Source organism: Bacillus sp. EB106-07-01-XG149 (assembly GCF_058791555.1).
Map to the genome: position 1 here is coordinate 332,605 of NZ_JBYTDP010000002.1, position 14,391 is coordinate 346,995.

Sequence of the window (14,391 nt, forward strand, 5' to 3'; positions counted from 1 at the left end):
AATTTTTTATAGGGAGATGAAAAGAAAAATGGGACGTAACGTCCCATTTTTCATCCTTTCGTACCTCCAGCAGTTAAACCAGAGATAAAGTATTTTTGTAGTGATAGGAATAAAATTGAAATTGGGATTGCAATCAATACAGAACCCGCTGCGAACGTTGTAAATTCATTACCAAATTTCTTCGCTACCATTTCATATAACCCAACTGCTAACGTATAATTTTCTGGTGTGCGCAAAATAACACTCGCTAAAATGAAATCTGTAAATGGGCCAATGAAAGTGAATAATGCCACAACCGCTACGATTGGCTTTGCAAGTGGCATAATGATTTGCCAAAAAATACGGAAATGTCCTGCCCCATCCATACGAGCTGACTCATCCAATTCTTTCGGAATCGTATCAAAATATCCTTTCATAAGCCATGTATTCATTGGAATTGCCCCGCCTACATAAATTAAAATTAATGCAAGGTGCGTATCGATTAACCCTGTTAACTGTGCTAATACGTATAGAGCGATTAGCGCCGCAAAGTTCGGAATCATTTGCAGAATTAAAAACGTTAATAAACCATTTTTCCTTCCAACAAAACGGTATCTCGAAAATGCATAAGCAGTAAAACTAATTGCTAACACTGAGAAAATCATCGTTATAACACTTACTTTTAACGTGTTTTTATACCATAGTAAATAATTACTATTCTCTAAATCTAATAACTTACGATAATGATCTAACGTTGCATTTTGCGGAATAATACTTGATCCAGATAAACTATCACCTGGATTAAACGATGAGCCAATAATCCATAATAATGGATAGAAAATGATGGCACACATTACGAAAATAACAAAATAACTTAATGAGAGACGTAACATCTTTTGTCTTTTAATATTCATTTACATCATATCCTCTTCTTGGAATGATTTTGTTCTCTTAAATTGCCATAACGCAACTGTAATAACGATTAACGATAATATCATTGTAAGAGCTGCTGCTTTCCCGTACTGCGCCGAAGTCATCGTTAACTTATAAATCCATGAAATTAAAATATCCGTTCCACCTGCGTCTTGTCCAGCTACAGCAGGACCTCCGCCGTTAAATAAATAGATGATACTAAAGTTATTAAAGTTAAACGTATATTGCGTAATTAATATTGGTGCTGTTGCATATAGAACAAGTGGCAATGTAATTTTACGAAACTGTTGCCAAGCTGTAGCTCCATCTACTGTAGCAGCTTCATATAACTCCCCTGGAATCGATTGCAGTATACCTGTTGTCATTGCAAAGACGAACGGGAATCCAAGCCACGTTTGAATCATAATTAAAGCGATTTTTGCCCAAAATGGATCTGTCATCCAAGCAATCTTTTCGATTCCGAATAACGCCAATACTTGATTGTTAATTGCTCCAAATGTTTCATTAAACATACCAGAGAAAACAAGAATAGATACGAATGCTGGGACCGCCCACGGTAAAATGAAGATTGTTCGAATAATTGCCTTCCCTTTAATACCAGGCTGATTTACGATAATCGCTAAGAAAATACCAAGCGCAACTTGTAATGTCGTTGCAACGAATGTCCAAATGACAGTCCAAGAAAATACGCTTAAAAACGTCTCTCTCCACATCGGTAATGTAAAGATATCAATAAAGTTTTTGAAGCCCACCCAATCTACTAATTTAGCTGGAGGAGAGTGGTATAAATCATAATTCGTAAATCCAATTAAAATTACGAAGATGATTGGAAATACAACGACAAAGATAAGTAATAGAAAACCTGGTGAAACCATTAAATATGGAAAACCTTGATCTAGTAAATTACGGTATTGCTCTTTTACAGAGTTTAATGGTGTTCCTATATCACGTTTCTTCCCGTTTTGGTATGCATCATATAAATTAAATGCATATATTCCGAGTCCAAAAACGATGACGATGAGTGCCAAGATTCCTTCTACTAATAGAAAGACAGAATGATCACGTGGAACTTCTGTACCAAGCGTTACAATTCCCCATAATCCCATATTTAATAAATCAGCAAAGGCTACAATAAATGAACCTGTTAATACTAGAAAAATAAGACCTTTTACAAATTGCTTATTATACATTTGGCCCACGCCTGGAATGATAGATAACATGGTTGCCATTTTCCTATGCTTTGAACCGTTTAAACCATTTGCTGGTTCCATAGATGTTTGCATGTTCCTTCCCCCTTTTTTCTGGGAGAGAATTCGTGCCCCTCATATGAGAGGCACGAATTTCACCTTATTTTTTCTTACTATGATTTGCCTCAATATTACCTTTAATTTGCTTCACTGCATTGTCAAGTGCTGCTTTTGGTGCCTCTTTTTCCGTAACAACTAATTGAAGCGCATCTCCAGCTGGTTTCCATACTTCTTGCATTTCTGGAATGTTCGGCATTGGAATTCCATTTTCAGATTGTGTTGCAACTGCTTTTGCAGCTTCATTATCTTTAATAATTGGATCTTCCATTACTGCTTTTACTGGAGGAATTTCTTTTGTTTTCTCAAATCGAATTTTTGCGTTTTCTTCATTCGTTACCCATTCAGTGAACTTTGTAGCTAAATCATTTTGTTTAGAGAAGCTTGTTACATGCCACCCTTTAACCCCAACAAATGTTTTCATTGGTTGACCGTTTGGTAATTTCGGCATTGGAGCAACGCCATAATCAATTCCGTTCTTTTCCATTGCTTGGAACGCCCATGGACCATTCATGATAGATGCTGCTTTGCCTTCGTTAAATAGTCCATCAGCAGCAGGTCCACCAGATTCACCGATAATACCTTTCGGGAATAACTTTTCTTTGTACCATTTTTGAAGATATTCAGCACCTTGTACTGCCCCACTATTATTTAATCCAACATCACTTGCATTTGGCTTTCCATCTTTTTCACCAAACACATAACCACCCATACCTGCCATGAATGCATTAGCAAAGTAGAAATTATCTCCTAGTGTTAAAAATCCATACTTGCCATCCTTCGTAAATTCTTTTGAGAAGTTAAACAGCTCGTCCATCGTTTCTGGTGCTTTTGGCATTAATTTTTTATTGTAAATAAAGACTGGTGTCTCAATTGCTTTTGGTAAACCATATAATTTTCCGTTATATGTCTGTGCTTCTATTGATGATTCAGTAAATCTACTCTTCACAGCATCATCAGCTTTCACTTCAGAAAGTAAACCTTCTGTTACTGCGTTTCCAATTTGATCATGTGGCAATGTTACAACATCTGGTCCAGTCCCCGCTGGTCCATCAAGGCGTAACTTCTTCACTTGATCTGTCATTTGCATTTCAACGACTTTTACTTTTACTTTATATTTTTCCTCAAAACTTTTCACTGCTGGTTCTAAACCAATACCTTTTTTATCATCTTCCCAAACGAGAAGATCGTAATCTTTCTTCGCTTTACTTTCTTCTTTTTTCCCTGAATCTTTCGGTCCACATGCAGATAACATACCAATTGATAATGCCGAAACCGTTAATAATGATAATGCTTTCTTCATCCCAAAAACCTCCCTAAATTGTATATGTACCCTAATAGTTGAAAACGTTTGCATTAAATGGTTTAATAGAAGCGCAAACAATATCTCAATCTATGAAAACGTTTGCGCTATTTGTCTATCATTATACATTCTTTTATTCATTTTGCAAATATTAATTTTAAAATATTATTACTATACTCCTTATACATTGACTTTATATAAAATGAATACTACTCTTATAAGCAATATTAAAGCTATGCAAAAAGCAATCGTTTGCAACATATACTTTATTATTATACTTAAGGGAACAATATGTATGGAGATATTAAAGGGGGATTTTCTATATGCTTAAAGAAGCCATTTATCATAGGCCAAAAGATAATTACGCATACGCTTACGATGAAAAAACGGTTCACATCCGAATACGTACTAAAAGAGAAGATGTTCAAAGCGCCACTCTTATTTACGGTGATCCTTATGAATGGAAAGACGGGAAATGGATTACATCAAGTACACCGATGAAAAAAACTGGTTCTACTGCATTGTTTGATTATTGGTCCATTTCCATCGAGCCAAAATTTAAGCGCTTACGTTATGGATTCGAATTAAAAAATGATACGGAAACGCTTATTTATGCAGAGCGGGGATTTTTTTCCAATATTCCAAATGATGACGTTGGTAACTTTTTCTGTTTGCCATTTATTCATGCAAATGATGTATTTCAAGCACCTTCTTGGATTAAAGACACCGTTTGGTATCAAATTTTCCCAGAACGGTTCGCTAATGGAGATCGTGCACTAAATCCAGAAAACACTCTTCCTTGGGGAAGCACTGAGCCAACTCCAACTAATTTTTTCGGCGGAGATTTTGCTGGTATTATTCAAAACCTCGATTACCTTGTTAAGCTTGGAATTTCGGGAATATACTTCACACCTATTTTCAAAGCACATTCCAACCATAAATATGACACAATTGACTACATGGAAATCGACCCACAATTCGGGACGAAAGAAACGTTCAAAGAACTCGTTCAAGCATGTCATACACACGGTATAAAAATAATGCTCGATGCCGTGTTTAATCATAGTGGATACTTTTTCGATAAATTCCAAGACGTACTAGAAAACGGCGAGAAGTCTGCTTATAAAGAGTGGTTCCATATTCATGAATTTCCAATTATAACTGAGCCACTTCCGAATTATGATACTTTCGCGTTTACACCGTATATGCCTAAATTAAATACAGCACACCCAGATGTAAAAGAATACTTACTTGAAGTTGGGCGTTATTGGGTAAGAGAATTTAATATAGACGGTTGGCGCCTTGATGTAGCAAATGAAGTCGACCACAGCTTTTGGAGAGAATTCCGAAGCGAGATAAAAGCATTAAATCCTGAAGTATATATTTTAGGGGAAATTTGGCACGATGCACTTCCATGGCTACAAGGAGATCAATTTGATGCTGTAATGAGCTATCCTGTTACAAACGCTCTGCTGTCTTACTTTGCTAATGATTCCATTAAAGCAAATGAATTTATGAAACAAATTACAGAATCTCTACATTCCTACTCTATGAATGTAAATGAAGCAGCGTTTCATTTATTAGACAGTCATGATACACCAAGAATATTGACAACATGTAACGGAGATAAAAATAAGTTACAGTTACTTTATGTATTCCATCTTTCCTTCATCGGCTCTCCTTGTATTTATTATGGAGACGAAATTGGTATGGACGGCGGTATGGACCCAGATTGTCGCAAATGTATGGTTTGGGATACGAAAGAACAAGATCATCTATTATTTACACATATACAAACATTAATTTCATTACGAAAGCAATATAAAGCATTTGGAGGACATGGTACTTTCCATTTCATCGAAGCAAATGATGAACATAATTATATTTCTTATACGAAAACATATGAAGATGAAACTATCTTTTTCGTTTTAAATCCGACTAATATTGATGTTACAGCTTCACTCCCTCTCCATGTTACTGGAAAGAAAATCATTAACATTTATACAAACGAAGAATTTTCAGCGGAAGCAAGTGTATTACAGGTTACACTTCCTCCATATGGATTCTCAATCTTAAAATGGTAATAAAAAATCCTTATGCCAAGGTGTGGCATAAGGATTTTTTTATTTTAATTTAAATACCATCGCTTCATATGGACGTAATGTCATGTTATCTATCGATCCACTCTCTACGTCGTAATTGTGTATTAATAACTCTGATTCACTATAAATAACGTCCTCAGGCAATTCAAATACACTTTCTTCCACCGTAAAGTTTGCAATAACAAGAAGTTTTTCTTCTCCATATGTTCTTACGTATGCAAAAATAGAAGGATTATTATCTAATATTAAATCATATGATCCGTACACAACTATTTCATTGTTTTTTCGTAGATCAATTAATTTTTTATAGTAATAAAAAATTGAATCTTTATTTTGGATCGCTTGTTTCACATTGATTTCTTTGTAGTTAGGGTTTACCGTAATCCAAGGCTCACCTGTTGTGAATCCAGCATGATCTTTATCATCCCACTGCATCGGTGTTCTAGCATTATCTCGGCCTTTTATATAAATAGATTGCATCACTTTATCTATATCTTCACCGCGCTCTATCACTTTTTCCTTATACATATTTAATGTTTCAATATCTCGATATTCATCAATCGACTCAAATCGAACGTTCGTCATTCCGATTTCTTCTCCTTGATAAATATACGGTGTTCCTTTCATCATATGAAGTACCGTCGCTAACATTTTCGCAGATTCAATGCGATACATTTCATCATTACCAAAACGAGATACAACGCGAGGCTGATCATGGTTATTCCAATATAGGCTATTCCATCCTGTATGCTCCAATGCTTTTTGCCACTTCGTTAAATTCTCTTTTAAAGTAAGGAGTGAGCATGGTTTTACATCCCATTTTCCGCCTTCTCCTGAATCTAAATCCATATGTTCAAATTGGAATACCATCTGCAGTTCTTTTCGTTCTTCCCCAGTATACATTTTCGCCTCTTCTGTCGTTACACCAGGCATTTCACCAACCGTCATAATATCATAATGAGACAATACTTCTTCATTCATTTCATGTAAATATTTATGAATGTTTGGACCGTTCATAAAATGCTTATGACCTGAAACATACCCCTCTTCTTCGGTTTCAACAGCTGGTAATCCCTCTTCTTTAGAAATAAAATTAATAACATCCATACGGAAGCCATCAATTCCTTTTTCTAACCAAAACTTCATCATTTCATAAACATCTTGTCTTACCTTTTCATTATCCCAATTTAAATCCGGCTGTTTTTTAGAAAACAGATGTAAATAATATTCATCTGTCATTTCATCATACTTCCATGCGGATCCACTAAAAGCTGCTCCCCAGTTGTTCGGCTCTTTCCCTTCTTTTCCAGGACGCCATATATAGTAATCTCTATATTTATTATCTTTTGATTTACGTGATTCAATAAACCAATTATGTTCATCAGAAGTATGGTTAACAACTAAGTCCATCATAAGTTTCATATTACGTTCATGCATTTCATGTAATAGCTCATCCCAATCTTCCATTGTTCCGAACTCATTCATAATTTTACAATAATCACTTATATCATAACCATTATCATCATTTGGAGATTCATAGACCGGCGATAACCAAATGACATCAATCCCTAATTCTTTTAAGTAATCTAGCTTTGAAATAATCCCACGAAGATCCCCAATACCATCACCGTTACTATCCATAAAGCTACGAGGATAAATTTGATATACTACACTTTCTTTCCACCACTGTTTTTCCATTATGCTACCCCATTTCATTAATAATTCAATTTTCTCTTTTTTAAGGCGCAAACGTTTTCATTAATGAATGATAACAGATTCTATCTTAATTTAAAATAGCGCTTACAACTTTTTATTCTTATTTTTCTAAGAAAACATACGAAAATTACTAATATTCTTCTAATAAATGAAAACGTTTTATTTTTTTGTTTATTTTTTGAATCTATTAGTTTATAATGAACTCAAAGAAAACGTTTGCATAATTTTTCTAGGGGGCAATACCATGGCAGAATTGAAATTAGAAAACATTTATAAAATATATGATAATAACGTAACAGCTGTAACAGATTTTAATTTACACATTCAAGATAAAGAGTTTATCGTATTTGTCGGTCCTTCTGGATGCGGAAAATCTACAACATTACGAATGGTGGCTGGACTTGAAGATATTTCAAAAGGAGAGTTTTCAATTGATGGTAAGCTAATGAATGATGTCCCTCCAAAAGATCGCGATATCGCAATGGTCTTCCAAAACTATGCTTTATATCCACATATGAGTGTGTATGATAATATGGCATTTGGATTAAAACTTAGAAAAATACCAAAAGATGAAATCGATCGTCGTGTGAAAAATGCAGCAAAAATTTTAGGACTGGAACAATATTTAGATAGAAAACCGAAAGCGTTATCTGGTGGACAACGTCAACGTGTTGCGTTAGGTAGAGCAATTGTTCGAGACGCGAAAGTTTTCTTAATGGATGAGCCTTTATCCAACTTAGACGCTAAATTACGTGTTGCAATGCGCTCAGAAATTTCTAAATTACACCACCGTCTTGGAACGACAACAATTTACGTAACACATGATCAAACAGAAGCAATGACAATGGCTTCACGTCTCGTTGTTATGAAAGACGGAAAGATTCAACAAATCGGAACTCCAAAAGAAGTATATGAAACACCTGAAAACATTTTCGTTGGTGGATTTATTGGCTCTCCAGCGATGAATTTCTTCCGTGGTAAATTAACTGAAACCGATTTCGTTATAGACAATGCAATAAAAATTAAAGTAACTGAAGGAAAAATGAAGATGTTACGTGAACAAGGCTATGTAAATAAGGAAATTGTTTTAGGCATTCGCCCTGAAGACATTCATGATGAACTCTTATTTTTAGAAGCTTCACAATCTACTGCCTTCACAACAAAAATCGAAGTTGCTGAGTTACTAGGTGCTGAATCTATTTTATATATGAAACTTGGAGATCAAGATTTTGCAGCACGTGTTGATGCAAGACATACATTTTCACCTGGTGACGAAATTAAATTAGCATTGGATATGAATAAAGCGCATTTCTTTGATAGCCAAACTGAACAACGTATTCGTTAAAAAGTAATTTTCTACTATATAACATACAAAAAAACCGTCCACATATTTTGAGGGCGGTTTTCATTATTATACGAGGGCTTCTACTGTATGAAATGATTGTCCTTTCGTGCCAATGATACCGGAAATCGGTAAGTCACTCAGCACCACTTCTTCTTGCTGTTTCATAAAAGATGACGTTAATTGTTTTATCTCTATCCAAACGTCATTAATACAAAGTACATTGGAATCGTTCTCTTGTTGGCGAGAAAAAATAGAATCTATTTTATATAAACCAGCATTTTGAAAAAGCATATCAATGCGACTAAATGCATTCAAAGTAATACTGATAACGCGTTGCCAATCTCCTTGCTTTCCCATATCATAGGATACAAAAAGTGCTTCTCCGCCTAGATTCGTAATTTCCTCGACTGTTGCTTGTCCACTTTCTTGATCAATGTCCGTCACAATTACTTTTGCGCCTTGTTTAGCCAACAAAAGAGCTGTATTACGTCCAATACCGATGCCACCGCCAGTTACGATAGCAACTTTTCCTGCAAGCTTCATTTTCATTACCCCTTCTATAAGTCTTACCGTCATTCAGTATACTCCTTTATGAGATTAGTCTGCAAGCAAGAAAAGTTGCTTATTAATTTGTAAGCGATTACTTTTTCGCTTCTTCTTTTTTCTTACTATTACGCTGATCGAAAACTAAACCGATGAAAATTAAAATCCCCCAAAATATTACGCTACCCCCAGTCATTTCAATTTCCCCCTTAATATATATAAGATATTATTTTAATCATTATAACATTTTCTTAATTTTCAATCTATTAAAACCAAAAATGATATGGATTAACTTTTTCTTATTATATATCCTTTAAAATATATTTATATAATAAAAAAAAGACCTTCTTATTTTATGTATAAAAAGGTCTCTGTTTTATTATACAAGACTTATCACTTTTGTTTTTGTAATTAAATCTTGAAAACCACAATTATCTTTGCGGAATAACATCATATATACGTTACATAATATCGGAATTCCAAGTAGCAATATGTTCGGTAATAACAATACAAAAAATCGTATAATTAATGTTTGTAATGTTAACTTTTCACTCTTCAATGAAATTAATTTTATTCTCGTTACCTTTTTACCAAGTGTAACACCGTTCCAAATAAAGGGTACCAAAATAAAATAGATCGCCATTAATATAAAAACTACTGCGAGATCATATCTATAATCACCAAAACTAATATTAAAGCGATTAAAAATAGCACTATAATTTCCGGTCATAATAGCTACTACTGCACCATACATAACCGAGATTAAAAACATGTCAATTAGGGAAGCACCTATGCGATTCATTACAAGCGCTGGACGATGCATCTTTAATTTCATTTTATGTCGACTCCTTCATATCCTTCTTTACCCGTCTCATCGTACCACTTCTAAAAAACATTGTAAACTAGCGTTTCTCTTACTTTTCTTGTACAATGTGTTACAACAGCATTGTAAAGGAGGTTCCCATATTGAAAAAATGGATAATCCTATTCGTCGCATTCCTATTAGCCGGTTGTGCTGGAAATACAAATCATATAACTTATACGATTAACGATGAATACGAACTCATACGTACTTCTGGAAATGCATTTGAACTTTTCCCATCGCAAGATGCTGTATATGCCACACAATACATTCCTGCAAAAATTACAGACATAGCTTGGGATGATAAATACATTATCGCAAAACAAATTGAGGAAAAGTCAGATCCGAATAACCCTGACGGAGCAATTGCAAATAAAAAAAGTGAGCATTATTGGATTATTGACGTAAAGCATAATAAACGTTTTGGTCCTTATAATGAAAAGCAATTTAATGAACAAAAAGATGCGTTTAAAATTAAGGTACCTTTTCAAAATGTAGATTCATACATAAAAGAACAGAAAAAACAGTCAGCATAATATTTTTAACGCTGACTGTTTTTTCTTATATGTTTTTAAAAATTCCCTACTCAGAAAGTGAGATATTAAAAGTTTGTGCCTCTTTTACAACATCTTGCGTTTCTGCATCTGCTGCAACTACATTATCTGTTGTAAACTTAATATCCTTTACCTTTTCTTTTCCATCATCAAGTATTAAGCCGATAATACCATTTCTTGTTTCACCAGGCTTATAGTCTTCTCTTGATACATTTTTTGTACCAACGAGCGTATCTTCATCATATAAAAAGTTTTGAGTTGCTACTTTAAAGTGTTGCTTATCATTAATCACAACATCATTCATAGAGAAAAATTGCATATTTTTATTCCCGCTATTTTCCACCTTATATGTAATTTCAACGTAACGAATCGTATCACTAATCTCTGTGCCACTGATCGATGCATATAACTCCGCATCTTCTTGACTTACTTTATCTCCTAATCTACGCTTTACTTCTTCAGGAGTTAATGCCGTATATACTTTTAATATATTTTTTGCATCTTTACTCATCTGCGATAAAGAGATTACTTTCACATCTTGTACGTGAATTTTCATTGGTGCTACTTCAAATGTTTGATTCACAGAATGAATCTGGTCTAACTTAAAAGTACCCCAACCTGTTTCTTTCACTTTTTGTCCTACTTTTTTCAGCTCACGCCCGCCATATTCTTTTGTTTCAGGAATAGATTCTTTCTTCTTCGGTTCAACTTTCTTTTCTTCTTGATGGAAGCAACCACTTAACATAAGAAGAAAACTACATAAAATAAAAATACTTTTCCATGCTTTCATCATATAATTTCTCCTAACACTATCATTCATTAATGTAAATTAGTCCCTTGCTTTGTAAACTATAGAAACAATGAGAAGCCCACAAAACGAACTTGTCAGTCCAGATACTATTATACCTCCTATTTGGAAAATATGAAAATAGGGATCTACGAACGCATGAACGATAAATATCAGAGCTGCCACAATTATTACCGAAACCCAATACTTCCTTTTTTCTGAAGCTATCATAATATCTTTCCCTGTTTCATCTTTATACTTCCATAGTACGTATAATAGTAATAAGAAACCAACACATGTACTCCCATGTTGCATATATTTATATACTGGAATACTATGTAATCCTCTTTGTAACAATGGTATCTTCGTAACAAAATAGCCTGTCTTATGAGTAAATGCATCCCAAACAACATGCGTGAGCATACCAAATAAAGCAGAATAGCAAAATACAAAGAAATCCTTCCATGTATGAAGCCCCCACCTCTCATCTACTGCATATGCAAAATAGCCAGCAAACGGTTTAGGTAAATGTGTTATAAACGGCTTTTTTAAAATGTAATGATACATATATGCTAACAGAAATACAAGCGGTAAATTTAAATATAAGAATCCAAGCCATGTATGCCCAATAACACCATACGGTCTAAAGTGTAAAAAATATTCAAAATCAGGCGCCATACTCCCTAATATAAGAGCCGTTACTGAAATATATTTGGACTGCTTTTTCACAAAAGGAAGGACTGCTGCTGGATGCGCAAATGTAAACGGCATGTTTTAACTCCTTTTCATATCTTCAATAGAATACCATCTATCATAACGAGAGAATTGATCTTGATGCAATATTTATTTTCACATTGGAATATGATAGTTTACATGTTATAATCCACATAAAATATTCAGAAAATAAGGAGAGGTTCACGTGTCATTAACACTTGTATTTACTGTTTTGTTACAATCAAAATCCGTTATGAATTGAGGTTTATATATTGATTGATGTACCCTTTTTAAAAAATGTCACATTAAAAAAAGAAAATATCCCTAGTTTTTCCGCATATCCTTACTGTCTACCCGCTATCCGAACATTACAATCACTAGCTTTCCACCCAAATGTAACATTCATTATTGGAGAAAACGGAGCGGGTAAATCAACATTACTCGAAGCAATTGCAATTGCTTTAGGTTTTAACGCAGAAGGTGGAACGAAAAACTTCCGCTTTAGTACAAACGATTCACATTCATCTTTACATGAATACCTTCGAATTTCCAAAAGTTTCAATACACCAAACGACGGTTTCTTTCTTCGTGCTGAATCATTTTATAACGTTGCTTCTTATATTGATGAAATAGATGCTATAAAATCTTATGGAGGTGTTTCACTTCATGAGCAATCCCATGGTGAATCATTTTTCTCCTTATTTATGAATCGTTTTTCAGGACAAGGTTTATACATTTTAGATGAGCCTGAGGCCGCTCTATCACCAATGAGGCAACTTTCCATGCTTATTCGAATGCATGAACTAGCGGAACAAGGTTCACAATTTGTTATCGCGACGCACTCTCCTATTTTAATGGCTTATCCTGAATCCACTATATATTCTTTAACACAAGAAGGGATTCATGAATCCACATTAGAAGAAACCGAGCATTACCAAACGACAAAACTTTTCTTTGAAAATCGTGATCGATTATTTCATCATTTATTTGATTCTTAATAAAAAAGAAGCAGCGATTGCTGCTTCTTTTTTATAGTGCTTCTATAAATAATGCTACCCCAATACCGCCACCGACGCATAGAGAGGCAATTCCTTTTTCTAAACCGCGTCTCTTCAATTCATGAATTAAACTTACAGTAATACGAGCTCCTGTACAACCGATTGGATGTCCAAGTCCTACACCGCTTCCGTTTACATTCACTTTTTCACGGTCTAAACCTAATTCTTTCTCTACAGCTAGGTATTGAGCCGCGAAAGCTTCATTAATTTCCAGTAAATCAGCATCTTCTAATGACCAATCTACTTTTTCTAACCCTTTACGAATTGCTGGTGCTGGCCCAATACCCATAATTTTCGGATCTACTCCAGCTACTGAATATCCAACAATTCTAGCTAACGGTTGTAAGCCTTTTTCTTTCGCTTTTTCTTCGCTCATTAATACTAGAACCGCACTTCCATCATTAAGGCCAGATGCATTCCCTGCCGTTACAGATCCATCTTTACGGAAAGCTGGTTTTAATCCTGCTAATTTTTCCGCTGTAATATCTGCACGTGGATGTTCATCCTTCGAAAATACTATTTCTTTTCTACGTTCTTTTATCGTAATAGGAACAATTTGCTCGTCAAAATATCCAGACTCGATTGCTTGCAGTGCCAATGTATGACTACGAAGCGCAACTTCATCTTGTTCCTCTCTTGTAATTTCATATTGGTCAACTAAATTTTCAGCCGTTTCACCCATCATAATATGGTGAATCGGATCTTCTAGTACTTCCCACACCGTATCACGAATTTCTCCGTGCTGTAGACGTTGTCCCCAGCGGTGCTGTTTTAATGCATAAGGGCTTGAACTCATTGCTTCTACTCCACCTGCAATAACAACATCACTTACACCTAATTGAATTTGCATTGCAGCTGACATAATTGCTTGCATACCTGAAGAACATTGGCGTTGGATTGTATAACCCGTAACTGTGTCAGGAAATCCTGCCGCTAATGCAGCTGTTCTTGCAGTATTTGCTTCATCAGTTCTTTGAATACAATGACCTAAAATTACTTCATCAACTTCGTGTGGTTCTACCCCGCCTCGTTTTACAGCTTCCTGAAGTACAGGAACCGCTAATTCTACTGGCGTTACATTTTTTAGCGCTCCTCCAAAAGTTCCAATTGGCGAACGAACTGCAGCTGTAATAACAACATTATGCATTTTGCACTTGCCCCTCTCTTATGTACCCTAGTCAGTTTTTAGGT

14 protein-coding genes are annotated in these 14,391 nt (G+C 34.8%); 4 read left to right on the forward strand and 10 right to left on the reverse strand.

Going from position 1 to position 14,391, the window contains the following annotated elements; genetic code table 11:
- Positions 1-50 precede the first annotated feature (50 nt).
- The 3 genes from malD to AC3WTA_RS07690 form a co-directional block, all read right to left on the reverse strand.
- Complete coding sequence (malD, locus tag AC3WTA_RS07680; protein WP_001022594.1) at positions 51-893, reverse strand: maltosaccharide ABC transporter permease MalD; 843 nt, start codon at positions 891-893, stop codon at positions 51-53.
- Entirely contained in the window at positions 894-2,195 is a 1,302-nt protein-coding gene (gene malC / locus AC3WTA_RS07685; RefSeq protein ID WP_001194989.1) for a maltosaccharide ABC transporter permease MalC, read from the reverse strand.
- A 64-nt stretch (positions 2,196-2,259) separates the two neighbouring features.
- Positions 2,260-3,519, reverse strand: a complete 1,260-nt coding sequence (locus AC3WTA_RS07690; RefSeq protein ID WP_098828593.1) for an extracellular solute-binding protein — start codon at positions 3,517-3,519, stop codon at positions 2,260-2,262.
- Positions 3,520-3,842: 323 nt separating this feature from the next.
- Here AC3WTA_RS07690 and AC3WTA_RS07695 point away from each other — a divergent pair, with 323 nt between their 5' ends.
- Complete coding sequence (locus AC3WTA_RS07695; RefSeq protein ID WP_000910464.1) at positions 3,843-5,603, forward strand: alpha-glycosidase; 1,761 nt, start codon at positions 3,843-3,845, stop codon at positions 5,601-5,603.
- A gap of 39 nt (positions 5,604-5,642) precedes the next feature.
- Here the strand turns inward: AC3WTA_RS07695 and malL are convergent, their stop codons facing one another.
- Entirely contained in the window at positions 5,643-7,319 is a 1,677-nt protein-coding gene (malL, locus tag AC3WTA_RS07700) for an oligo-1,6-glucosidase (RefSeq protein ID WP_000415186.1), read from the reverse strand.
- A 262-nt stretch (positions 7,320-7,581) separates the two neighbouring features.
- Here malL and AC3WTA_RS07705 point away from each other — a divergent pair, with 262 nt between their 5' ends.
- Positions 7,582-8,682 carry an ABC transporter ATP-binding protein gene (locus tag AC3WTA_RS07705; protein WP_000818940.1) on the forward strand — a complete coding sequence of 367 codons (1,101 nt, stop codon included), beginning with the start codon at positions 7,582-7,584 and terminating at the stop codon, positions 8,680-8,682.
- A gap of 66 nt (positions 8,683-8,748) precedes the next feature.
- Here the strand turns inward: AC3WTA_RS07705 and AC3WTA_RS07710 are convergent, their stop codons facing one another.
- From AC3WTA_RS07710 to AC3WTA_RS07720, 3 genes are all read right to left on the reverse strand, one after another.
- On the reverse strand, positions 8,749-9,258 hold the full coding sequence (locus tag AC3WTA_RS07710) for an SDR family NAD(P)-dependent oxidoreductase (RefSeq protein WP_000218425.1): 510 nt from the start codon (positions 9,256-9,258) through the stop codon (positions 8,749-8,751).
- Between the two features lie 64 nt (positions 9,259-9,322).
- Positions 9,323-9,421 (reverse strand): hypothetical protein, encoded by a 99-nt coding sequence (locus tag AC3WTA_RS07715; protein WP_000145652.1) that lies wholly within the window; start codon positions 9,419-9,421, stop codon positions 9,323-9,325.
- 183 nt (positions 9,422-9,604) lie between these two features.
- Entirely contained in the window at positions 9,605-10,060 is a 456-nt protein-coding gene (locus AC3WTA_RS07720; RefSeq protein WP_000769076.1) for an RDD family protein, read from the reverse strand.
- 131 nt (positions 10,061-10,191) lie between these two features.
- Here AC3WTA_RS07720 and AC3WTA_RS07725 point away from each other — a divergent pair, with 131 nt between their 5' ends.
- The gene (locus tag AC3WTA_RS07725) at positions 10,192-10,623 is read left to right on the forward strand and encodes a DUF3997 domain-containing protein (protein ID WP_000758774.1); all 432 of its coding nucleotides are present in this window, start codon (positions 10,192-10,194) and stop codon (positions 10,621-10,623) included.
- Positions 10,624-10,669: 46 nt separating this feature from the next.
- Here AC3WTA_RS07725 and AC3WTA_RS07730 read toward each other — a convergent pair whose 3' ends face one another.
- Together AC3WTA_RS07730 and AC3WTA_RS07735 are read right to left on the reverse strand one after the other, a co-directional pair.
- Positions 10,670-11,434, reverse strand: a complete 765-nt coding sequence (locus tag AC3WTA_RS07730; RefSeq protein WP_000973880.1) for a hypothetical protein — start codon at positions 11,432-11,434, stop codon at positions 10,670-10,672.
- A 36-nt stretch (positions 11,435-11,470) separates the two neighbouring features.
- The gene (locus tag AC3WTA_RS07735; RefSeq protein WP_001116890.1) at positions 11,471-12,199 is read right to left on the reverse strand and encodes a DUF4184 family protein; all 729 of its coding nucleotides are present in this window, start codon (positions 12,197-12,199) and stop codon (positions 11,471-11,473) included.
- Between the two features lie 215 nt (positions 12,200-12,414).
- On the opposite strand from AC3WTA_RS07735, the gene AC3WTA_RS07740 reads away from it, so the two are divergent.
- The gene (locus tag AC3WTA_RS07740) at positions 12,415-13,140 is read left to right on the forward strand and encodes an AAA family ATPase (RefSeq protein WP_000567973.1); all 726 of its coding nucleotides are present in this window, start codon (positions 12,415-12,417) and stop codon (positions 13,138-13,140) included.
- A 31-nt stretch (positions 13,141-13,171) separates the two neighbouring features.
- Here AC3WTA_RS07740 and AC3WTA_RS07745 read toward each other — a convergent pair whose 3' ends face one another.
- Positions 13,172-14,347 carry an acetyl-CoA C-acetyltransferase gene (locus tag AC3WTA_RS07745; protein ID WP_000552069.1) on the reverse strand — a complete coding sequence of 392 codons (1,176 nt, stop codon included), beginning with the start codon at positions 14,345-14,347 and terminating at the stop codon, positions 13,172-13,174.
- Positions 14,348-14,391 lie beyond the last annotated feature (44 nt).